The sequence below is a fragment of the Candidatus Pelagibacter sp. uisw_138 genome (assembly GCF_059512485.2).
Genome location: NZ_CM183453.2, coordinates 77,566 through 98,786 on the forward strand (window position 1 = coordinate 77,566; position 21,221 = coordinate 98,786).

The window sequence follows — 21,221 nt, forward strand, 5'->3', positions numbered from 1 at the left end:
AATAATATAAAAACAAGGAATGCCTGCGTAGTATAACGGTTAGTACGATAGTTTGTGGAACTATAGGATTTGGTTCGATTCCAAGCGCGGGTACCAAAAAAAATGAATAAAGAAAATAAATTAATTCCTGGGTTACCCTCAGGATTTGAAGACCGATGGGGCAAGAAATTAACTTTAAAGAAAAAGTTAATTAATATTATTGAAACTAATTTTATAAAATTTGGTTTTGCTGCTCTTGAAACTCCTTCATTTGAAATTTCAGAAAATATCGGATCATTTCTTGCAGATGATGATAGTAATTCTATGTCTGACGTATTCTCATTTAAAGATGGTGAAAAAAATATTACTCTTAGATATGATTTATCAAGTCCGTTAGCTAGATTTGTTGCTCAAAACAATCAGGAATTACCCTTACCTTACAAGAGATATCAAATGGGCGATGTCTGGAGAAATGAAAAAGCGGGTAATGCTCGTTATAGAAGCTTTTTACAATGTGACGCTGATATAGTTGGTAACGTTAACCCAGCCCAAGCAAATGCTGAACTTTGTAATTTAATTGCAAGCACACTTCTTGCCTGTGGTTTAAAAAAAGATCAGTTTGTTGTTAACATTAGTAATAGAAAAATTGTTCAAGGTTTAATTGAAGACCTTAAAATATCTGAAGACAAAAAGATAAAGGTTATGAGAGCAATAGATAAACTGGATAAGACTGGCTTTGGTTTAAGAGGAGTTGAAGATTTATTAAAAAAAGAAAGAGTAGATGTAAGTGGAGCTGTTACAAAAGGTGCCGACTTATCTGATGATCAAGCTTCACAAATAATCAACTTCTTAAAAGTAAAAGATTTAAAAGAATTAAAAGAAAATTTAAAAAACCCTTTATCTCAAGAAGGAATTAAAGAATTAGAAGACTTATTGGAAATAGCTAGTTATGGAGATTATTTAGATCAAATAAAAACAAACTTTACAATTGTTAGAGGACTTGCTTATTATGATGGGTTTTGTGTTGAAACAAATTTAAATTTCAAAATAACAAATAACAAAGGTAAAGAAGTTGATATAGGAAGTATTTGCTCAGGTGGACAATATAATAAATTGATTTCAAGATTTAAGGGAGTCGATATTCCTGGAACTGGAATGAGTATTGGAGTTGACCGATTATTATTTGCAATGATGCAACTTGATCAAATTGAAGTTGATGAGAAAAAACCGGCCATTATTTGTGTAATGGATGAAAAGTATTTAAAAAATTATTATGAGATTTTAAAAGTTTTGAGAGACAATAATATTAACTCTGAAATATTTTTAGACAGTAAGAAAAATCTAGGTAAACAATTAACGTACGCGAATAAAAAACAATGCCCGGTAGCTGTTATTTGTGGTGAAAATGAATTTAAAGATAATACGATTACTTTAAAAAACCTTTTAGGAGTTAAAGGTGAAAACAATCAAGTAACGTTCCCAAAAGAAAACTTAATTGATGAAATCAAAAAATTTATCTGAAAGAATCCTTAGATCAGTTAAGTCTAAAGGGTTTAGATATATTGATTTACCTTCAGTAATTGAAGCTAATCATATTGTTCAACGATCTGGAGAGAATTTTAGAAAATTTATTTTTTCATTCACCGATCAAAATGGTAGTGAGCTTTGTCTAAGACCCGATCTAACTATTGCATCTTGCTTGAGATATTTAGAAAATAATCTTAAAGGAAAAGAGAAAATATTTTATAGTGGTCAGGCTTATAGAAAATCAAATAATAAAAAAGATTCTATTATTAGAGATCAAGTTGGCTTTGAGATTATTGGTTCAAAAGATGAAAAAAAAGATGATATGGAAATTATTAATACAGCCTTAAAATCTCTATCTAATTTACAATATTCATCAGGAACTCTAAAAATTGGTAACGTTGAAATTTTCAATTTATTAATTTCAAAACTAGATATTCCAAAAAGATGGGAGTTAAGACTTTCAAGACATTTTTGGAGAGAAGAATACTTCAATGATTTATTAAAAAGGTTAGAGACAAACTCTGATGTAGACCCAACAATTGTTGAAGTTGATAAAAAGAGATATCAAAAAATGTTAAAAGATAATCAGCAAACAGTAGTTGCTGGTAGATCAATTGAGGAAATCTTAAAGAGATTTGATAATAAGATCAAAGATCCAAGAAGAGCCAGTAGAGGTAAAAACGTTTCAAAAATTATTAAAGAGTTTTTAAAAATTAATTGTCCAATAGGACAAGCAGCTGAAAAACTTAATATCTTTTTTAAAAAAAATAAAATTAACTTAGCTGTGGATCAAAAATATTTCCCAACCTCATTAAACAAAATTCAAAAATTAAATATAGAGTTCTCAGCGTCTTTTGGGCGTCAATTAGAATATTATACAGGCATGGTATTTAAAATTGATATTAAATCTAAATCTAAAAATATTAACGTCATTAACGGTGGACGTTACGACAAACTAATTTCAGACCTTGGATCAAAAAAACAAGTTCCAGCAGTAGGAGCTGCTTTAAATTTAAACTACTAATGACAAAAAATATTATTAATATTGGAATTCCAAGCAAAGGTCGTCTTAGAAAAGATATTTTAAAAATATTTAAAAAAAATAAATTAAATTTAGTCTCAGAAAGAGGCGAAAGAGATTTATTAGGATCCATTAAAAACTTAAATAATGTTAAAGTGTTATATCTTCATGCAAGGGAAATAGTTGAAAGACTTGGAGATGGCTCTTTAGACCTTGGCTTTTCTGGATATGATTTATTAAAAGAGAGTGAAGTTAATATTCAAAAAAAGATAAGTGTTGTTAAGAATTATGGATTTGGTAAAGCAACGTTGGTTGTTGCTATCCCAGACCCTTGGATTGATGTTCAAACAGTTGCTGATTTAGAAGAAATTGCTTTTGAATTTAAAGATAAAAAGAAAAAAAGATTAAGAGTGGCAACAAAATATCCCAATTTAACAAGAGAGTTTTTGTTTTCAAAAGGTGTTACACAATTTAAATTAGTTAGTAGTTTAGGTGCAACTGAAGCATATCCTTTTACTGGTTCATCTGAGATTATAACTGATATTACTTCATCTGGTGAAACACTAAGAGCAAATAACCTCCGAATTCTTAAAGATGGTGAAATTTTAAAGTCTGAGGCCTGTATGATGGCTTCAAAATCTTTTCTAAAAAATAGTCTGGATAAAAAATTAGTTAAGTTACTTTCTAAGTAAAGTATCCTTAACATAAATTAAAATAATCTTAATAATATCAAGATTTCTAAGCACAGCATAAGTTGCAACAATAGCCCCTATAACAAGTAGTATTTTTAATATTAAGATTAATTCCATAGGAACAGTTTTAAATAATTACATATATAAATCAAATTTTTACTATAAAATATCTAGTAGAATCATGGATAGTATTTTATTAACTTTATTAGTTTTATTGCTTGGAGCTACTTTGGGCATTCTTTATCTAAACTTAAGATCTAAGCCTAAAGATGAGATAGGTGAAAATAAAGAAGCTGAAGAGATGGCTAATTTAAAGACAGAAATTACTTCATTAAAAGATACTTTAAATACTACTATTAATACTTCATTAGGTTCTATGTCGACTTCATTTACCGCTCTATCAACTGGGGTGACTAAAGACATGACTGAAGCTTTAACAAAAGTTGATGAAAAAGTAGGAAACTTTAATAGTCAGGTTGAATTATTAAATAAAAGCCAAGAAGGAATAACAAAAATTTTAGCTGGAGTTAAAAAATACGGAACTCTTGCAGAATTTTCATTAGATGCTCTAATCAAAGACTTATTACCTGCTTCTCAATTCATGACTAACGTTAAGATGAAAGAAGATACAGGTGAAAATGTGGAATTTGCAATCAAACTTCAGGGTGATGTAATGGTGCCTGTAGACTCACATTTTCCAGTAGAAAAATTTAAAGCAATTACTGATGGACATGATGCAGATGATAAAAGAGCTGTTGCAGACGCAAGAGCAAAATTAGCTACAGCATTTAAAACTAAAGCTAAAAGCGTTAATGAAAAATATATTGTTCCACCAAAAACTACAGATTTTGCAATAGTTTATGCACCAACTGAAAGTTTATATAAAGAATTAACTGAATACCAAGATCCAACTACTAAAGAATTATTAACTCAAGAATTAATGAAAAAACATAAAGTTGTAATTTGTGGTCCAAATACTCTTTCTGCTTATTTGCAATCATTACACATGGGCTTTCAATCTTTAAAAGTTCAAAAAGGCGCAACTGAAATTTATGATCACTTAAAAACAATTAGCTCAAGATTTGGAAAACACTTTGATAATATAGTTTCTCTTAGAAAAAAATTAGAAGAAGCAATGATTGTTGTTGATAAGTTTGGAACAGATGCAAGATCAATAAGCCGAAGCCTAGAGAATATTAAAGATCCTGAACAAGTTGATAAAGCTGTTCAAACAGAAAACGTAGAAAAATTTGTTGACCATTCAAAACAAGCAAAAAATTAATTTCTTTTTTTGTTAAATAACGTTTATAAAAACCATATGCAGTGGAATAATAAATTTACTTATCCAAAATCTATGAGATCAATGGTGAGTGGCTCAAGAATGTATTCTGTAAATCAACAAAAACTTCCATCAGTAACTTCCATATTACAAGCAACACAAAGTGAAGAAAAAAAAGCATCTCTTGCAAATTGGAAAGCAAGAGTGGGAGCTGCTGAAGCAAATAGAATTAAAAATGATGCTTCAAGTAGAGGCACATCAATGCACTCTCATTTAGAAAAATATCTATTAGGTCAATTAAATTTAGAATTATTAGAAGAAGAAAATAAATCTAAAAAAATGGCAGATGAAATTATTGAACAAGGAATTAAAAATAAATTGTCAGAGATTTGGGGAACTGAAGCCACATTGTACTATCCAGGGAAATATGCTGGAACGTGTGATGCTTGTGGAGTGTATGAGGGACAAGAAACTATCATTGATTTTAAACAGTCCAATAAACCAAAAAAAGAAGAGTGGATTGAAGACTATTATCTTCAATTAGGGGCATATTCATTAGCTCATAACGTTGTTTATAACTCGAATATCACCCAAGGAATTGTCCTGTTATGTACGGTTGATAATTTATTTCAAGATTTTAGAATTCAAGGTGTTAAACTAGAAGAATATCAAAATAAATTTTTAGAAAAAGTTGAACAGTACTATCACCAAAGGAATATGAACTAATATGAATTTAGCAATATGGGATATTGAATCTAGTAGCGCCAATACTTCATGGGGAAGTATTATCGAAGTAGGTGGTATTTTAGTTGACCCAAATTTTAAAGAATTAGATCGTTTTAATTTTAGATGTAGATTACCAGAAGGAGAGGTTCCTCAAGCAATGGCTTTAATAGTTAACAAAACTAGTGTTGATTTATTAACTAAAGGAAATTTAAGTCACTACCAAATGTTATCTCAGCTAGAAGCAACATTTAAAAAATGGAGCCCAGCGATGTTCATGGGCTGGTCAAACATTGGCTTTGATGACGAGATGATAAGAAACGAATTCTTTAGAGGAATTAGATATCCATATATTACAAATGCAACTCCCAACAAAAGACATGATGGTTTAAACATTGCAAGAGGTGCTCATGCAGTCGATGAAAGTGTTGTAAAAACAGAAATAAATGCAAAAGGTAATGCAGTTATGAAACTAGAATCGTTAGCAAGAATGAATGGATTTGAATCTAGTGGTGCCCATAGTGCTTTATTTGATGCAGAGTTAACTGTTAAGGTTTTAGGTTTAATTAAAAAAAATCAACCTCAAACTTGGGATACATTTTTAAGAACAGCAAACAAGAGTGATACCGAGACAATATTTAAAACAGAAAAAATGTTTACATTGGCTGAATATCATTTTGGTAAAAATTATAGATTTGTAGTTGCACCACTTCATCCAAAACATTGTATTCACCCAATCTATCAATGGGGCCAAGCTTTTGATCTTAAAATTGATCCAATCCCATTATTTGATATGTCAATTTCTGAACTTAAAAGTGCTATTAAAAAATTAAAGTTTCTAAGAACTATACGATCAAACAAAGCTCCTATAATTTTAGATGCAAGTTATGGATTACAAGTTGAACCATATAGCAAACTTGATCCTGATTTAATTAAAGAGCGCGCAAGGCTAGTAAATAGTAATGAAAAATTTTCTCAAAATGTTTTAACAGCATTAAGAGAGACTGCTGAAGAAAAAGCACAATTTGATTCACAGGTTGATTTACTAGCAGAAGAGACAATTTATAAAAAATTTACTCCTCAAAAAGACACGGCTTTATTTCCAAAATGGCATGCAGCTTCTTGGAAGGATAAATTAATATTATTAGATAAATTTGAAGATGAGAGAATGGTAAGCTTTGGAAAAAAAATAATATACCAAGAATCACCTGACACACTGCCTGCTGATATGTTTAAAACTATTAAACGTGGAATAGCTGAAAGAATATTGAGCGATGAGAAGGAAAAATGGTGGACATGCAAAGAATTTTATTTTGAGTGTGATAATTTAAGAGATAGATATACCAACGAAAAAGATGAGAAAAAGCTCAAGTTTTTAGACGAAATTAACGAGTTTGTTGAAGGTATTCAGAAAAAATATGAGCAGGCATAATTGGCTTTTGTTAATTAACTAAAAAAATCCCTTTTTACATATTGAATAAATAGAATAAAAATTTATATAAGAAGTATGCTTATAGATTTTAAAGACGAAGAATTTGAAACAAAAATTAAGAATGAAGATATCTCTGTAGTTCAATTTTCTGCAGAATGGTGTGCTCCATGTAAGAGCCTTAAACCCATTATGGATAAGTTTTCAGATAGCTACAAAGATAAAGCTAGCTTTTATTATGCTGACATTGAAAATGGTGGAATTAATACTGGTTCAGCTGCCGGTGTAAGAGGTGTACCAACTGTTATTGTTTACAAAAAAGGTGTCGAAGTAGATAGAAAAGTTGGTGGAGTTGCTGAGAGCCAAATGAAAGAGTTTCTAGATAAGAATATCTAGTTTAAGTTTAAAACTTCTCCTGCAAGATACAAAGACCCTGTAATTAAAATAATATCATTTTCCTGAAGATCAATTGATCTAATTGCTTCCTCAACAGAATTTTTATAATTAATATTTTCAAAATTTTTAATTTTCTCTTTAAGTTCATTTCCCCTAATAGCATTGGGTTGATTGGGAATATCAATTGTTGTTAATGATTTAATATTTTTAAAGTAATTCATATATTCATTGTGGTCTTTGTTGGCCATCATTCCTAAAATAATATGTTTGTTACAATTTAGACTTTGAAGATATTCATTTAATACTTTTGCACCAAGTGGGTTGTGAGACCCATCTACAAATAACAAGTTATTAGTAGTTAAATCTTTTAATTTTCCAGATTTTAACTCTTGAAGTCGTGCGATACTTTCTATTTTGGTAATACCACTCTTAATATGCTCATCAGTTATTTTATAATCTGTTAATTGTCTAGCAGTTGCAATTGCAGTAGAGACATTTTCCAATTGAAATTCTCCAGGTAGATTAGGTTTTGGAAGTTTAAGAGCACCAAATTCATCTTCAAAATAAAAAAAATCATTTTCTTTTAATGTAAAATTATAGTTTTTATTAAAGATTATCTTTTTAGAAGAATTATCTTTAATTGTATCTTCAATACTTTTGCTAATTTCATTTGTACTTTGCTTTGCAACAATGATTTTAGAGTTTAATAAAGTAGATGTTTTTTCAAATATTATTTTGATAACTGTTTGCTCTTCTTTTGGAAGCCAGTCTAAGTGATCAAGACCAATAGCTGTCACAATGCTAGCTAAGTTTTTCTTTAAAATATTGGTAGCATCAAATCTATGAAATAGACCTGACTCAATTAAGTTAATGTTTTTAGGGTATTTCTTTGCATAATGAAGGTAAGCAACAGTTAAAATTTCAAAGAAAGTAATTTGTGTTTGATTATTAGCTTCTTCTATTTCAGAAAAAAGATTTGCTAATTCATCATCTGTTAGAGGCTTATTGTTAAAGACAAATCTCTCATTAATTTTTTGAATGTGAGGACTGGTATAAATATTACATTTATAATTTGCTTCTTTTAAAATTGCATAAAGTGCCTGGATAGTTGAAAATTTTCCGTTCGTTCCAACAACTGAAATACAATTAACTTGATCTTGAGGATTACCTAATTTTTCTAAAAGATTTCTAGTTCGATCTAGGCTTAGATCAATCTCTTTAGGATGCAGCTTTTGTAAGCGCTCTACTATCTTCTGAAGTTTCATTTTCTAATGAATTTATAGCAGAATTTTTCTTTAACAATATTGATAATAATGAACCAATTTTTTCTCTTAAGTCTTTTCTCTCGACAATCATATCGATAAATCCTGATTTCTGAACGTACTCACTTTTTTGAAAGCCTTCTGGTAACTCTTCTCTTACAGTTCCTTGAATTACTCTAGCTCCTGCAAAAGCTATAAGAGCCCCTGGTTCTGCTAAGTGTAGATCACCCAACATTGCATATGAGGCTGTAATACCACCTGCTGTAGGATCAGTTAGCACAACAATGTAGGGTAAATTATTTTTCTTTAGTTCGTTAATTGCCAGTGTCGTTCTTGTCATTTGGCTTAATGATATAAGACTTTCCATCATCCTCATTCCACCTCCAGAAGTAAACACTACAAAAGGTTGTTCATTTTCTATCGCATGTTGAACTCCGTATAAAAAAGCCTCACCTTCTGCAGCACCAATTGAGCCACCTACAAAATCAAAATCAGATGCAATTGCTGTAATTTTTAAATTTAGAATATTGGTATTAACAACCATCATTCCACAATCCATGCCAGTTTTTTTTCTAGCAGCTTTTAGTCTATCTTTATAAGGTTTTGCATCATTCCAATTTAAAGGGTCATCTTGAGGAATGGGAGTTTTTAAAACTTCATAATTGTTTTTGCCAAATATAATATCAAATCTTTGACGTGGGTTTATTCTGTGGTGTTTGTTACAAGATGGGCAAACCCATAAGTTTTCTTCTAAATCTTTTTTTAAGATAGGCCCCTTACAACATGAGGTCCAATCACTATTAGCTATTTCAGTTTTAGTTGCACGTGCTTTAATGATGGTTTTTATCTTCTCACCAAATCTTAAAGTTTTTTTAATCCAATTCATGCTATTTTTTTTCTTAACTTTAACACAATATTAGTTACATTTGTGACAGGATTTTGGCGTTTTTTAATAGAATTTGATATTTCTTTACATAAAGCACTACCAACTACTAACCCGTCAGCCTTTCTTAAGGATGCTATAGTTTTTTCAGTGATCCCAAAGCCTATTACAATATTCTTATTCTTATTAAGGTTTTTAATTTTACTGTAACGCTCTAATATTTTTTTAGGTGAAACTTTTAGCTTGCCGCCAGTTGTTGAGAGCATACTGATATAATAAACCATATCGTGTGAATCTTTTATAATTTTTTTCATTCTACTTGGAGAGGTGGTAGGAGATACCAATTGAATAAAACTAATACCTTTTTTCTTACATTTTTTTGCAAATTCTTTATTTTCTGGATAAGGAAGATCAACAACAATTAATCCATCTACACCTACTTTTTTGCAAATATTTATAAAGTTATTATCTCCATATTGATAAATCATATTATAATAACCCATCAATATTACAGGCTTTGATTGTTTTGATTTTTTAAAATCTTTAACTATTGAAAAAACATCTTTAATTTTAATACCATTTTTTAAAGCTCTATAAGCACTTGATTGAATCTGGCCACCATCTGCAATTGGAGTGTTATGAGGAAATCCTATCTCACAAATATCAGCATATTTTGCAATTGATTTTAATATCTCAAGAGATTTCTTTTTAGTATTATCTCCAGCTACAGTGTAAGTTAGTAATGCAGGTCTCTTTTCAATTTTTACTTTTTTAAACGCTAAATTAATTAAAGACATCTTAGTTAATTTTTCCCAATTTTTCTTTTAAAATATCTCGATCTTTTTTAGCATCACCACAAGAGTTAACAATAATGATAGTATCTTTACTTAATTTTGGGGCAATTTTTGTAGCTTCTGCAAAAGCATGACATGGCTCAAGACTTGGGTTTATTTTTTCAAGTTTTGTAACTAGTTTGTATGCATTTAAAGCTGCCTCATCAGTTGCAGATGTATATCTTGCTCTTTTAGTATCCTTTAAGAAACAGTGGATAGGTGACACGCCAGGATAATCCAATCCAGCAGAAATAGAAGCGGTATCGTTAATTTGTCCTTCATTATTTTGACAAACATAAGCTGCAGCTCCATGTAATATTCCAAGTTTAGCATCATTAGTTAGAGGTGCCGCATGTAGTTTTGAATTTTTTGGTCCTCCAGCTTCAACACCGATTAATTCAATTTGTTTTTTATCATAATCAATAAACTCACTCCAGAATCCGTATGCCGAAGAACCACCTCCTATACAATTCAAGAGTTTAATTTTTTTAGGCATCTTTTTAAACTCAGATTGTATTTGAATTTTTAACTCTCTTGAAATTTGAGCTGTACTCCAGCCACAAATTTTAACAAATATGTTAGGACCAACTGTTGATCCAACACACATATGAGTATTATCACAATTTGAAACCCAGAAGCGCATGCATTCACTAACAGCATCTACCAATGTTTGGCTTCCTGAATAAACGGGCACAACTTCAGCGCCATTCTCTCTCATTGCGTCTACATTAGGCTTTTGCCTCTTTATATCTTTTGCACCCATGAATATTTTACATTTAAGGCCAAACTTTTTAGCAGCCATACTCAACATCTTTCCAGCATAGCCAGCACCCGTATCGCCAACAACATATTTTTTTCCTGCCTTTTTAGCAATAAGGCAATGAACCGTTGCATTATAAATTTTATGAGCTCCTCCGTTCGCCTCTGACACCATTTTGGCATATATTTGGGCTCCACCTAGGTGATCCGATAGGTTTTGAAGTTTAATAAATGAAGTAGGAGAACCTATGTAGTTTTTAAAGTAATAGTCTCTTTTTTTAAGGAATTTCTTATCGTATCTAAGTTTTTCAAAAAGTTCAGTTAAATCCTCAACAGGCTTTTTTAAAGTTTCAGGTATAAAATTACCACCAAATTTACCACCCCAAAAGCCACTTTTATTATGCTGATCAATTAAAGGAATTTTCTTTTTAAGTTTCATTATTAATTAGTTTAATTTTGTTTAAAAAAATATTTATTTTTGAAATATCTTTTAATCCAGATGTTTCTAGACCTCCAGAAATATCTATAATATCTGCTATTTCTTTGTAATTTTTAAGGTTATCTTCAATTTGAATATTCCCAGCTAACATTAATTCTTTATTAATTTTAATGTTTTTAATTAATTGATGATCGAAGGACATACTTTTTTCATAACCTTTGCTATCAAATAATATTATATTGGCAAGCTCGTTGTACTCTAAGTACTTAACAGTATCATTTTGATCCTTTACTGTTATTGCAACAATAATTTTTTTATTATATTTTTCCTTAATAGATTTAACATCAGATGGGTCGCAATCATAAAGTTGATAATAATCGAATGGTAGATCCTTTATTCTTTCTAATATATCTTCATTCGGTTTAACCAATACAGCAACATATTTTGATTTTTTTTTATCGACTTTTAGTAGCTCTTTAAGCTTATCGTGTTCAACAAACCTTATTGATTTAGGCCAATTACAAATAAACCCTATCATCTTAGGTGGGTCAGGATGGGAAGTTAAAAATTTTAAAGTTTTAGAGTCGGAGATCCCACAAATTTTGCAGGATAGGATCATTGATTTAAATGATTAATTAATCTTTTAATGTTATTTTTGATATTACCTTTTACCAATGATCTTCCCATTACAATGCCAGAAACTTTATTTTTAAAAGCATCATTAGGAGTCATTACTCTAGACTGATCATTTGCATCATCTCCAGGTAGTCTTATTCCTGGTGTAACAATAAATAAGTTTTTATATTTTTTCCTAACTATTTTTGCCTCTTGCGCAGAACACACAATTCCAGCTGCGCCTGATTTTTTTATAAGACCAGCTTGTTTTAATACTAATTGCTCTACTGTTTTGGTATAACCAATTTCTTTAAGAGATTTATTGTTAAGGCTTGTTAAGATTGTAACTCCTAACACTTTTAAATTTCTGTTAATTGTTTTAGCTTTTTTTGTAATAGCCTTAAGCATTGTAAGGCCACCATTTGCGTGAACTGTAATATATCTACATTTTTTTAAATCTTTTAAACTATCCATTGCAGATAAAGCAGTTTGTGGAATATCATTTATTTTTAAATCTAACCAATAATCTCCTTTAAAATTTTGAAGAAAAGCTCTCCCATTTTTTGAATAAAAAAATTGTAAGCCAAATTTTGGAATTATTTGAAGTTTATTAGTTTTTGTGTCGTTAATTATTTTTTTTATTTCTTTTAAGCTTGAAGTATCGCAAGCAACAAAGATATTTTTATTCATCATTGTTTAATTTTTTAAACATTTCCTTAGACATTTTAAAGTGAATTGTTTTTTTTTGAGGTGTATTTACTTTCTCTCCTGTTTTCGGATTTCTTGATATTCTTGCTTTTTGAATATTGGTAGAGAACATACCAAAACCTCTTAATTCAACACGATCTCCTCGTTTAAGGGCCTGTTTTATTTCAGTAAGAATAATATCAGTAAACTTTTCTAGGTCTTTTTTTAAAAAATTTGGGTAGTTATTAGCGAGTTGTTTTAGAAGCTTTGATTTTACAATAGCCAATTTTTATTCGTCTTTTTTTTTCTTTTTCTCTAAGTCATCAGATAATGATGAAAAAGGTAAGTTTTTACCACTTGCTTCAGAACCATAAGTATCTAGTGCAACTTTACGCTCAATTTCTTCTAAAAGTTTAATACTTAGTGTTGCTTTTCTCTTATCTAAATCTAACTCTTGAATAGCACAGTCAATTCTTTCTCCACCAGTAAATCTAGCAGGTCTTGCATCAGCTGCATTAATAGCTATTGCAGATTTTTTAATAATGAAATCCATTTCACAACCTTCTGGTCTTACAATAAGGCCTTTATTGTCTGTTGAAATAATTTTAACTGTAATAGTTTGTTTAACTTTTTTATCATTAAACCAATCAAAAGGGTCTGGTTGAGTTTGACGTAAGCCAACTCTAACTTTTTGTTCTGCAGCTTTTACTTCTAAAACTTTAACTTTTAATTTATCGCCAATTTTGTATTTAGCTAATTCTTCTTCACCATTATTTAAGTAAGTTAAATCATTACAATGTAAGAAAGCATCAATATCTAAACCATCAACTTTTAAGAAAATAGAATATTCATTTTTACTTGCAACTTCTCCTTCAACTTCAGATCCAATTGGGTAAGTTTTTTCAAACGTTTCAAAAGGGTTATCAGTTGTTAAACGGTGAGATATTGCCACTCTTCTTTTTTCTTTATCAATTTCAGTGATTACACAATCAATTTCATCACCAACTTTAAACATTTTTTTTGCAGAAATATTTTTTTTAGTCCAGCTTAATTCACTTGAGTGCAATAAAGTTGATAATCCTTTTTCAAGCTCACAAAAAGCTCCAAAGTCCATAAGCTTAACAACTTTTACTTTGTAGATTTTATTTAGTTCGTAATTTTTAATATTTTCAAAAGGGTCTGGTGTAAGCTGTTTTACAGAACAGCCAACTTGAAGCTTTTCAAGATCAACACTGATTACTTTAAGGTCATGTTTCTCACCGATTGTAAAAACTTCATCAGGGTGATTAACTCTTGAATAAGAAATCTCTTGCAAGTGAACTAAAACATCAAGCTCACCGTTAACACTAAAGAAACAACCAAATGAACTGTAGCCTTTTACTTCAGCATCTTTAATTAAATCTCCAACTTTGAATTTTTCAACAATTTTAATTTTATCTTCTTTTTTAAATGAAGAAATTATTTCTCTTCTAGAAACACATGCGTTTCCTCTAACTTTATCTAATTTTATTAGCGCAAATTTTTGAGGTTCATTCATTAAATGACTTATGTCCTTTAATGGTTTGTCAGAAATTTGAGATCCAGGTAAAAACATTAAAGAACCAGTATCGATGTGTTCAACTATACATCCACCTTTAACACGTCCAGTAATTTTACCCATGATAGGTTCATTTTTTTCATAAGCCTCAACAAGCTTATCCCAACCTTGAATTTTTTGAGCTTTTGAAGCTGACACTAACACTTCACCTTTTTTATCTTCTAATCTTTCAAGAAGAACAGAAATTTTTTCACCTACTTTTGCTTTATCAAGCATGCCCATGCTTTTTAATTCATTGATATCTAAGATAGGCTCTGATTTTAATCCAGGTACTTCAAGAAATACAAAGTTATTAGTAACTTTATTTACTACACCAGTAATGATTTTTCCTTCTTCAAGATTTGCTGTTTTAGTAAATTGTGAATTTAGTAGTTGCTCGAACTCTTTAGAGGCGGGGTTTAAAAGGTCTTTATAAATTTCCATTAAGCTTTTAGTTTCCTATCTATAATTTGTTTAATTTTTAAAAAGCATGATCTTTTAGTTAAATTTGTAGTATTAATCAAGATCGAATCTCGAGTTCTAATAAGGGGTGAAACTTTTCTATTATAGTCACTTTTGTCACGGTTTTTGATACTTTTTAGGACTTCATTAAAAGATATTTTCTTATTTAGTCCTTTTAACTCTTTATATCTTCTTAAAGCTCTAGTCTTAGTATTTGCTGTTATAAAAAATTTAAAATCAGCATCAGGAATTATCTTATAAGTTATGTCTCTTCCATCTAAACAAGATCCATTATACTTTTTGGGAGGGTGATAAGCGCTTTTAATTTGAAATGCATGAACAAGTTTTCTTATTTTTTTATCTTTTGATATAATTGATGCCATTGTTCCAACTTCATCTGATAATAATTTTTTATTTTGCAAATCTTTCATAGTTAATTTGAGCATCTTTTTTTTTATCAAGCTATGACTATATTTGTTTGGTTGAGTAAGTTTAGTATTTGCAATTAATCTATAAATTTTTCCTGTATCTAAATAAAATAAGTTAAAATGTTTAGAAATTAATTTTGCTTGAGTGCCAGCACCAGCAGCAGCAGGAGAATCTATTGCAATTTTAATTCTTTTTTTTAACTTCATAAAGATGAATGGTTTAGATCTTTAACTATTTTCAAAAAGGATGGAAAGGAAGTATTTATAGAATCTTTATCGTGAATTTTCCATTTTCCACCAAGGGTTAAGGCAGCAATTGTACTCATCATAAAAACTCTATGATCTTTTAGATAGTTTTTAACAGTTATTGATTTTTTTATTTCTAAATTAGGTTGCCCATAAATCTTAATAGAATCTTTTGTTAAATCTGTTTTTATGCCCATCATATTTAAAATTTTGGAGCCCCAAATTAACCTTGGGCTTTCTTTTTGGTTTAGTTCTGAAAGATCTTTAAAATAAGAAATACCTTTTGCTTTTGCTGCAACTAAAAAAATAACTAAAAATTCATCTATGGCACTACTATTTAATTCTGTTGGACAATTAATAGCTTTAAGTTTTTTTGAACTTTTTATTAAAATATCAGAAATTTTTTCTCCCCTGTAATTTTTTTGGTTTTCAAGTGTTACCTGGGCTCCCATTTTTTTTAAGATTGTAATAACCCCTACTCTAGAAGGATTGATGTTTACGTTCTTAATTAAAAGTTTTGAATTATCGGCAAGCGTTGTTAGTACCATAAAAAAAGCACTTGAACTAATGTCTCCTGGAATTTGATAATTGAAGGCATTAATTTTTTTTGGTTTTTTAATATATATAAAGTCAAATTTTTTAGTCTTTCTTACTTTGATTGGAATTTTTAAATATTTAAAAAGTAATTCTGTGTGATTTCTTGATTTCTTTGCCTTAATAGAAGTTGTTCCTGATGCATTTAACGCTGCAAGCATTACGCTACTTTTACATTGAGCTGAGCCCTTGTTCTCCAAGTACTTAATACCTTTTGCTGATTGTGTGCCAAGAATTGTTAAAGGTAGTTTATTCTTTATCTTATAAAAAAATTTTACCCCAAATTTCTCCAAAGGTACGGTTACTCTTGAAAAGTCTCTTTTAGACAAACTTTTGTCGCCAACTATTTTTATTTTTTTAGGAGATTTAATTAAAAGACCTAGAATCAATCTACCAAGTGTTCCAGAATTTTTAGCATCTATTGTTAAGTTTTTTTTATATTTAAAGCCATTAATTCCATTACCAACTATTTCACAGTAATTTTTTTGCATCCTCACTTTTATACCAAATTTTTTGACGCTATCAATTGCAGCCAATACATCTTCTGACATTAAAAGGTTGTAACCTTTCGATTTTCCAATTGCTTGAGATGCTAAAAGAACCCATCTTATGCTTAAACTCTTGTCTCCACTAACTTGTATCTGTTTATTAAATTTTTTTATTTTATTTTTAATTATGAGTGTTTTCGACATACTTTAATTGAATTTAAAAGAGTCACCGAAATAAGCATTTTTAGCTTCAGTATTATTAACCAATTCATTGGGAGACCCTTGTGCTACAATCTTGCAGTTTGATAAAATTACAGCAACATCCACGCAAGAAAGTAGATCACGTGCTTGGTGATCACAAATACAAATAGTTATATTGCTTTCTGTTTGTAAATTAACAATAATTTCTTGTAGCATTTTAATAGTTAGAACATCTAGCGCCGCGAAACACTCATCAAGTAAAAGTACTTTTGGCTCACTTAATAAAGCAAGAGCAATTACTAGCTTTTTTTTTTGTCCACCAGATAGAAACTTTGCTTTTATATCTCTGATAGCATCTAATTCAAATTTAGCTATAAGCTGATCAATTTTATGGTAAATTAAATTTTTATTCTTAATTACAATTTCTGCTATTGCTTTTAAGTTTTCTAATAAAGTAAGATCACTAAAATAACCTCCATATTGAGGAACATACCCAATTTTAAATTTTGTTGTTCTCAAATATATTGGGTAATTAACAACATCCATTCCTTCAAACTTTATTTTGCCATAGTCAGGTTTAATTAGACCTGTGATCAAATTAAAAATTGTTGATTTTCCAACTCCGTTAGGTCCCAACATTCCCAAAATTTGTCCATGATTAATCTTAAAACTTACGTTGTCTAAAATTTTTCTCTTGCCGAATGATAATGTTATATTTTCTAGAGAGATCAGGGGCTGAGGGTTTTTAAAGGATTTAATTCTAAATTTTTTAATCACACCCATATTATTTAGTCCCATTGATTAAAACTTTTTTTTTAGTATTATTCATAAAAATTTTGGTATCTTTTGTTGTAAGATTTATTTCAATTTTATCAGCAAATAAATTTGTTTTCTCTCCAGTATAAACAACGTTTGTAGTAAATATTCCAAGATTGTTTAAAAAAGAAAAATCTAAGTATTCCCCAGTTATTTTATGTCCTGGATAAATAACTATTACATTTTCAGAAAAAATAGTATCATAATTTTTTGAATTATATTTACCAAAATTAGAAGTAATTTTAACAGTGTCTGAGTCTTTTATAAAAATAAAAGCAACAACATCTCTTAAAAACATTAAATCAGCATTATCAATTTTAATCTCAGCCTGTTTTGCAGTGATTTCATATTTATTGCCTTTAGCATCGGTAGAAACATAATTAATCTCATCAATATAGGTTGAGGTGCTATTTTGATTTTTATCAATTTTCTCTATAGCTGAAGCTTCTTTTACATCTTCAAAATTCTTAGCGAAGTATTTTAAATAAAACCATAATGAAATGATAACAATGACAAGAACCATTAGAACTTGTAGACCTGTTTTTTTATTCATTTAATGAATGTTTGACTGAAGTATGTTGTGAATATGTAAAATTCCAACAGTTTTTTTTTTGTTCTTATCTTTGTGAACACATAGAGAGGTGATTTTTTTTGCATTCATTATAGATAAAGCTTTTTCGGCAAGAGTGTCTTGACGGATGCTGACAGGATTTTTAGTCATAACCTTTGTGACAGATAGATCTTGGAGATTATGGTTCATTCCATTAAACCTTCTAATTTGGCCATCAGTAATTATTCCTGTAGTGATTTTCTTATTATTTTGAACAATTAAAGTACCAAGTTTTTTGTTTGAAATAATTTTTAAAGCTTTTTTCATATTTAAGTTTTCATTTACGAATGGAATTTTACTTCCTGTAATCATTAATTCTTCAACAGTTCTGAGTTGTGCACCAAGATTTCCAGAGGGATGAAACTTTTTAAAATCTTTTTTATTAATATTTTTTTTATTCAAAACTGCAACTGCCAACGCATCACCTATGCTCAATTGATTAATTGTGCTTGAAGTTGGAACGATACCAAGGCCTGCCTCAGTTACCTCTGGAATAAGGAGTTTGATATCAGAAGCTTTGTACAATATCGAATTTTTTTTAGACATTATTCCTATTAGAGTGATTTTATTTCGATTTGCATATTTTATAATATTTTTTAGCTCTTCCGTGGAACCAGAATAACTTATCAAAATTAAAATATCTTTTTTTGAAATGCTACCAAGATCACCATGAGAACAGTCGTTTGCAGATAATGAAAATGAAGGTGTTCCAACAGAAGAAAGTGTTGCTGAAATTTTTGCTGCTATTAATCCACTTTTGCCAACTCCACATAATATCACTTTAGATTGACAGTTTGCTAATGATTCTACCGCTTCATTAAAGGAATTATTAATTGAATTTTTTAATTTTTTTAGAGCTTTGATTTCAAGATCAATTACACTTTTTGCAATTTTTTTATAATTTCTTTTTTCCATTTAATGAGACCATATATCGTCTTTAAATAAAGCCAAATCAAGATCAACCCTAGTTTTTAAAAATGATAAACAGCTCCTGTATAAACCAACTCTTTTTTCTCTTACAAGAATTTTATTTAATTCTTCATGAATTTTATGTAAATAAATAACATCATTGGCACAATATTTTAATTGTGCTGGAGATAGTTCCCCTCCAAAATCTGAACTTTGAAATTGTTTACTTACATCTATGTTCATAAATTCTTTAATTAACGTTTTTAGGGAGTGGCTATCTGAATAGGATCTGGCTAACTTTGAGGCAATTTTTGTATCAAGAATATTGTTAGTTTCTGTCTTCAGGTAATGTTTTATGTGAGCCATGTCCGCCCTACCATAATGAAATATTTTGGTGATCGACCCGTCAGAAAGAACTTTATTTAAGTTAGGAGCATCATATTTTTCCCTATCAAGCTGGATAATATGAGCATCAGAATTACCAGTCGATATTTGAATGAGACATAAAGGATCACGCTTTACATTGAGGCCCATAAATTCTCCATCAACCGCTATAATATTGCCTAAATTTAAATCTTCTGGTAGATCACTCTTGTGAAGTTTAATATCAATATTCATTTTTAATTATATATATATGAAAGCAAAAAATTGTCTAATCTTTGGCGGTAGCGGTCAAATAGGTCGTCATTTAATAAGAAAGCTTACTAAAAATAATTACAAAGTAACTGTGGTTACTAGAAACCTTCATCAAAAAGGGTATGCAATAAAGACACAAGCTAATGCAGGCTACATAGATATTGTTGAAGCCAATATCTTTGACGAAAAAAAAATTAGAAAGCTTTTCTCTCAAACTGATATTTGTATTAATTTAATTGGTATTTTGTATGAAAGTGGCAAGGGTAATACTTTCAAAAATATTCACTCTATTTTTCCGTCTATTTTAGCTAAACTATGTAAAGAATATAAAGTTCAGCAATTTATTCATTTGTCAGCATTAGGGATAAACAATGCAATAGATTCAGAGTACGCAAAAAGTAAATTAGATGGCGAACTTAGTATTCAAAAAAATTTTCCTTTAGCAACAATATTGAGACCCTCTGTGGTTTATTCAGTTGATGATAATTTTACTACGTCTTTTATGACTTTACTAAGTAGGCTTCCGTTCTTTCCACTTTATTATAATGGATCAACTAAATTTGCTCCAATACATTGTTCGGATTTAACAGATACTATTTATCACGTTGTCTCTAAAAATATTTACTCTAAAATTTTAGAGTGTGTTGGGCCTGACGTCTTATCTTTAAAAGAAATTTTGAAAAAATTATTATATTTAATAGGTAAAAAAAGATTATTAGTTCCATTACCTCTTTTTGCGGCAACAATGTCTGCTAAAGTATTTCAATTATTTCCAAAACCACTTCTAACAATAGATCAGCTTACACTTTTAAAATATGACAATGTTCCTTTGGGCAAATATCAAACTAATGCTGATATTGGAGTTCCAAGTACCAGAGTATTTGATAATGAGGTAGAAAAATATAGCTATATGTGGAGAGAAGGTGGGCAATTTTCTACAAAAAAATACAACCCTACTAATTCTTAATAGAATTCCCTATACTAAAATTGTATGATTACTTATGATAATTAATATTATTTATTTTTTAATATTCTCAATTTTATCTTTCTTAATTTATCTAATCATAAAATCTCTGATCAGAGGGTTTAATGGAAAGAATAAGAAATAAAAAATAAGATTAATTAAATTTAAGAATTATTAAGCAATATTAATTTTCTTATCAATATACTGAGGTGCCTCTTCATCTTTGTCAGCTACAGGATCTTCTTTTCTTCCTTTTGGCTGATAGGCATATAGCAAATGAAGTTTGCAATATGAAAAATCTTTCAGAGATAATCGTCCACAAAAATAAAATGACTGTTCTTCCGGATGTCCTACAGGCCATTTACAAGAGCTCTCATCTAGTTCCTCTAATTTCTTTGGATTTTCTGGTTCAAAATCTTTTTCAATAATTAAGGATTGAAACTTACTTTTTTTGCCTCTTCTTTGTTTAGAAGAATTTTCTTCTGAACTATTATCAAAATTTTGACTTGAAGATGCATTTCTAGTTTTAATTTTTGATGATAAATTTAATCTATGAGCTTTGCCAATTACTGCATTTCTACTAATACCACCAATTATTTCAGCGATTTGACTTGCGGTGCTTCCTTTGCCCCAAAGTTTTTTTAACTTTTCTACTTTTTCTTCATTCCAGCTCATAATCTATATTTAGTATGTTAATTAATTTTTACAACTATATACAGATCACACAGGATCAAAAAAAAGACAATGGATTTTTCTGTTTTATACAC

General features: G+C 29.5%; 24 protein-coding genes and 1 tRNA gene. 9 read left to right on the forward strand and 16 right to left on the reverse strand.

All coding sequences use genetic code 11. The features are described from left to right. Positions 1–21 precede the first annotated feature (21 nt). The 4 genes from AC5YGC_RS00400 (at position 22) to hisG (ending at position 3,219) form a co-directional block, all read left to right on the forward strand. Positions 22–96 (forward strand) — tRNA-His (locus tag AC5YGC_RS00400). 6 nt (positions 97–102) lie between these two features. Continuing rightward, positions 103–1,500 (forward strand): histidine--tRNA ligase, encoded by a 1,398-nt coding sequence (gene hisS / locus AC5YGC_RS00405; RefSeq protein ID WP_496139691.1) that lies wholly within the window; start codon positions 103–105, stop codon positions 1,498–1,500. After that, entirely contained in the window at positions 1,478–2,530 is a 1,053-nt protein-coding gene (locus AC5YGC_RS00410; protein WP_496139693.1) for an ATP phosphoribosyltransferase regulatory subunit, read from the forward strand. Before hisS ends, AC5YGC_RS00410 begins: the two co-directional genes overlap by 23 nt. After that, positions 2,530–3,219 carry an ATP phosphoribosyltransferase gene (gene hisG, locus AC5YGC_RS00415; RefSeq protein WP_496139694.1) on the forward strand — a complete coding sequence of 230 codons (690 nt, stop codon included), beginning with the start codon at positions 2,530–2,532 and terminating at the stop codon, positions 3,217–3,219. Before AC5YGC_RS00410 ends, hisG begins: the two co-directional genes overlap by 1 nt. On the opposite strand, the gene AC5YGC_RS00420 is transcribed toward hisG, so the two are convergent. After that, on the reverse strand, positions 3,205–3,336 hold the full coding sequence (locus AC5YGC_RS00420) for a hypothetical protein (protein ID WP_496139695.1): 132 nt from the start codon (positions 3,334–3,336) through the stop codon (positions 3,205–3,207). The genes hisG and AC5YGC_RS00420 overlap by 15 nt on opposite strands. A gap of 64 nt (positions 3,337–3,400) precedes the next feature. Here AC5YGC_RS00420 and AC5YGC_RS00425 point away from each other — a divergent pair, with 64 nt between their 5' ends. From AC5YGC_RS00425 to AC5YGC_RS00440, 4 genes are all read left to right on the forward strand, one after another. Beyond that, positions 3,401–4,501, forward strand: coding sequence for a DNA recombination protein RmuC (locus AC5YGC_RS00425; RefSeq protein ID WP_496139696.1), 1,101 nt, complete (start codon positions 3,401–3,403; stop codon positions 4,499–4,501). 36 nt (positions 4,502–4,537) lie between these two features. Further along, positions 4,538–5,224, forward strand: coding sequence for a hypothetical protein (locus AC5YGC_RS00430; RefSeq protein ID WP_496139697.1), 687 nt, complete (start codon positions 4,538–4,540; stop codon positions 5,222–5,224). Position 5,225: 1 nt separating this feature from the next. Next, the gene (locus AC5YGC_RS00435; protein WP_496139698.1) at positions 5,226–6,653 is read left to right on the forward strand and encodes an exonuclease domain-containing protein; all 1,428 of its coding nucleotides are present in this window, start codon (positions 5,226–5,228) and stop codon (positions 6,651–6,653) included. 75 nt (positions 6,654–6,728) lie between these two features. Then, positions 6,729–7,046: a thioredoxin family protein gene (locus AC5YGC_RS00440; protein WP_271482804.1), complete on the forward strand. Its 318-nt coding sequence runs from the start codon at positions 6,729–6,731 to the stop codon at positions 7,044–7,046. Here AC5YGC_RS00440 and AC5YGC_RS00445 read toward each other — a convergent pair. The 14 genes from AC5YGC_RS00445 to AC5YGC_RS00510 are packed head-to-tail and all read right to left on the reverse strand — an operon-like array spanning position 7,043 to position 19,472. Then, positions 7,043–8,311: a glutamate ligase domain-containing protein gene (locus AC5YGC_RS00445; RefSeq protein ID WP_496139699.1), complete on the reverse strand. Its 1,269-nt coding sequence runs from the start codon at positions 8,309–8,311 to the stop codon at positions 7,043–7,045. The two genes, AC5YGC_RS00440 and AC5YGC_RS00445, sit on opposite strands and share 4 nt — an antisense overlap. Continuing rightward, positions 8,265–9,194: a carboxyl transferase domain-containing protein gene (locus AC5YGC_RS00450; protein WP_496139700.1), complete on the reverse strand. Its 930-nt coding sequence runs from the start codon at positions 9,192–9,194 to the stop codon at positions 8,265–8,267. Before AC5YGC_RS00450 ends, AC5YGC_RS00445 begins: the two co-directional genes overlap by 47 nt. After that, the gene (gene trpA / locus AC5YGC_RS00455) at positions 9,191–9,988 is read right to left on the reverse strand and encodes a tryptophan synthase subunit alpha (RefSeq protein WP_496139701.1); all 798 of its coding nucleotides are present in this window, start codon (positions 9,986–9,988) and stop codon (positions 9,191–9,193) included. Before trpA ends, AC5YGC_RS00450 begins: the two co-directional genes overlap by 4 nt. Before the next feature lies 1 nt (position 9,989). Continuing rightward, entirely contained in the window at positions 9,990–11,222 is a 1,233-nt protein-coding gene (trpB, locus tag AC5YGC_RS00460; protein ID WP_496139702.1) for a tryptophan synthase subunit beta, read from the reverse strand. Further along, entirely contained in the window at positions 11,212–11,841 is a 630-nt protein-coding gene (locus tag AC5YGC_RS00465; protein ID WP_496139703.1) for a phosphoribosylanthranilate isomerase, read from the reverse strand. Before AC5YGC_RS00465 ends, trpB begins: the two co-directional genes overlap by 11 nt. Beyond that, positions 11,838–12,530, reverse strand: coding sequence for an orotidine-5'-phosphate decarboxylase (gene pyrF / locus AC5YGC_RS00470; RefSeq protein ID WP_496139704.1), 693 nt, complete (start codon positions 12,528–12,530; stop codon positions 11,838–11,840). Before pyrF ends, AC5YGC_RS00465 begins: the two co-directional genes overlap by 4 nt. After that, on the reverse strand, positions 12,520–12,810 hold the full coding sequence (locus tag AC5YGC_RS00475) for an HU family DNA-binding protein (RefSeq protein WP_271521505.1): 291 nt from the start codon (positions 12,808–12,810) through the stop codon (positions 12,520–12,522). Before AC5YGC_RS00475 ends, pyrF begins: the two co-directional genes overlap by 11 nt. 3 nt (positions 12,811–12,813) lie before the next feature. Then, positions 12,814–14,544: a S1 RNA-binding domain-containing protein gene (locus AC5YGC_RS00480; RefSeq protein ID WP_496139707.1), complete on the reverse strand. Its 1,731-nt coding sequence runs from the start codon at positions 14,542–14,544 to the stop codon at positions 12,814–12,816. Beyond that, positions 14,544–15,197, reverse strand: coding sequence for a (d)CMP kinase (locus AC5YGC_RS00485; protein ID WP_496139708.1), 654 nt, complete (start codon positions 15,195–15,197; stop codon positions 14,544–14,546). The genes AC5YGC_RS00480 and AC5YGC_RS00485 overlap by 1 nt, the downstream gene beginning before the upstream one ends. Beyond that, on the reverse strand, positions 15,194–16,522 hold the full coding sequence (gene aroA / locus AC5YGC_RS00490; protein WP_496139709.1) for a 3-phosphoshikimate 1-carboxyvinyltransferase: 1,329 nt from the start codon (positions 16,520–16,522) through the stop codon (positions 15,194–15,196). Before aroA ends, AC5YGC_RS00485 begins: the two co-directional genes overlap by 4 nt. Before the next feature lie 3 nt (positions 16,523–16,525). Beyond that, entirely contained in the window at positions 16,526–17,317 is a 792-nt protein-coding gene (locus AC5YGC_RS00495; RefSeq protein ID WP_496139710.1) for an ATP-binding cassette domain-containing protein, read from the reverse strand. Beyond that, positions 17,304–17,888, reverse strand: coding sequence for an LPS export ABC transporter periplasmic protein LptC (gene lptC, locus AC5YGC_RS00500; RefSeq protein WP_496139711.1), 585 nt, complete (start codon positions 17,886–17,888; stop codon positions 17,304–17,306). Before lptC ends, AC5YGC_RS00495 begins: the two co-directional genes overlap by 14 nt. Further along, positions 17,889–18,860 carry a KpsF/GutQ family sugar-phosphate isomerase gene (locus AC5YGC_RS00505; RefSeq protein ID WP_496139712.1) on the reverse strand — a complete coding sequence of 324 codons (972 nt, stop codon included), beginning with the start codon at positions 18,858–18,860 and terminating at the stop codon, positions 17,889–17,891. Beyond that, positions 18,861–19,472, reverse strand: coding sequence for a ribonuclease D (locus tag AC5YGC_RS00510; protein ID WP_496139714.1), 612 nt, complete (start codon positions 19,470–19,472; stop codon positions 18,861–18,863). Positions 19,473–19,488: 16 nt separating this feature from the next. Between AC5YGC_RS00510 and AC5YGC_RS00515 the strand changes: the two genes are divergently transcribed. After that, the gene (locus tag AC5YGC_RS00515; protein WP_496139715.1) at positions 19,489–20,457 is read left to right on the forward strand and encodes an NAD-dependent epimerase/dehydratase family protein; all 969 of its coding nucleotides are present in this window, start codon (positions 19,489–19,491) and stop codon (positions 20,455–20,457) included. A gap of 171 nt (positions 20,458–20,628) precedes the next feature. Here AC5YGC_RS00515 and AC5YGC_RS00520 read toward each other — a convergent pair whose 3' ends face one another. Next, entirely contained in the window at positions 20,629–21,129 is a 501-nt protein-coding gene (locus AC5YGC_RS00520) for a GcrA family cell cycle regulator (RefSeq protein ID WP_496139716.1), read from the reverse strand. Positions 21,130–21,221: the final 92 nt, after the last annotated feature.

Coding starts and splice junctions, on each gene's coding strand:
- hisS (WP_496139691.1), top strand. CDS start 103: ATGAATAAAGAAAATAAATTAATTCCTGGGTTACCCTCAGGATTTGAA.
- AC5YGC_RS00410 (WP_496139693.1), top strand. CDS start 1,478: ATGAAATCAAAAAATTTATCTGAAAGAATCCTTAGATCAGTTAAGTCT.
- hisG (WP_496139694.1), top strand. CDS start 2,530: ATGACAAAAAATATTATTAATATTGGAATTCCAAGCAAAGGTCGTCTT.
- AC5YGC_RS00420 (WP_496139695.1), bottom strand. CDS start 3,336: ATGGAATTAATCTTAATATTAAAAATACTACTTGTTATAGGGGCTATT.
- AC5YGC_RS00425 (WP_496139696.1), top strand. CDS start 3,401: ATGGATAGTATTTTATTAACTTTATTAGTTTTATTGCTTGGAGCTACT.
- AC5YGC_RS00430 (WP_496139697.1), top strand. CDS start 4,538: ATGCAGTGGAATAATAAATTTACTTATCCAAAATCTATGAGATCAATG.
- AC5YGC_RS00435 (WP_496139698.1), top strand. CDS start 5,226: ATGAATTTAGCAATATGGGATATTGAATCTAGTAGCGCCAATACTTCA.
- AC5YGC_RS00440 (WP_271482804.1), top strand. CDS start 6,729: ATGCTTATAGATTTTAAAGACGAAGAATTTGAAACAAAAATTAAGAAT.
- AC5YGC_RS00445 (WP_496139699.1), bottom strand. CDS start 8,311: ATGAAACTTCAGAAGATAGTAGAGCGCTTACAAAAGCTGCATCCTAAA.
- AC5YGC_RS00450 (WP_496139700.1), bottom strand. CDS start 9,194: ATGAATTGGATTAAAAAAACTTTAAGATTTGGTGAGAAGATAAAAACC.
- trpA (WP_496139701.1), bottom strand. CDS start 9,988: ATGTCTTTAATTAATTTAGCGTTTAAAAAAGTAAAAATTGAAAAGAGA.
- trpB (WP_496139702.1), bottom strand. CDS start 11,222: ATGAAACTTAAAAAGAAAATTCCTTTAATTGATCAGCATAATAAAAGT.
- AC5YGC_RS00465 (WP_496139703.1), bottom strand. CDS start 11,841: ATGATCCTATCCTGCAAAATTTGTGGGATCTCCGACTCTAAAACTTTA.
- pyrF (WP_496139704.1), bottom strand. CDS start 12,530: ATGATGAATAAAAATATCTTTGTTGCTTGCGATACTTCAAGCTTAAAA.
- AC5YGC_RS00480 (WP_496139707.1), bottom strand. CDS start 14,544: ATGGAAATTTATAAAGACCTTTTAAACCCCGCCTCTAAAGAGTTCGAG.
- AC5YGC_RS00485 (WP_496139708.1), bottom strand. CDS start 15,197: ATGAAGTTAAAAAAAAGAATTAAAATTGCAATAGATTCTCCTGCTGCT.
- aroA (WP_496139709.1), bottom strand. CDS start 16,522: ATGTCGAAAACACTCATAATTAAAAATAAAATAAAAAAATTTAATAAA.
- AC5YGC_RS00495 (WP_496139710.1), bottom strand. CDS start 17,317: ATGGGACTAAATAATATGGGTGTGATTAAAAAATTTAGAATTAAATCC.
- lptC (WP_496139711.1), bottom strand. CDS start 17,888: ATGAATAAAAAAACAGGTCTACAAGTTCTAATGGTTCTTGTCATTGTT.
- AC5YGC_RS00505 (WP_496139712.1), bottom strand. CDS start 18,860: ATGGAAAAAAGAAATTATAAAAAAATTGCAAAAAGTGTAATTGATCTT.
- AC5YGC_RS00510 (WP_496139714.1), bottom strand. CDS start 19,472: ATGAATATTGATATTAAACTTCACAAGAGTGATCTACCAGAAGATTTA.
- AC5YGC_RS00515 (WP_496139715.1), top strand. CDS start 19,489: ATGAAAGCAAAAAATTGTCTAATCTTTGGCGGTAGCGGTCAAATAGGT.
- AC5YGC_RS00520 (WP_496139716.1), bottom strand. CDS start 21,129: ATGAGCTGGAATGAAGAAAAAGTAGAAAAGTTAAAAAAACTTTGGGGC.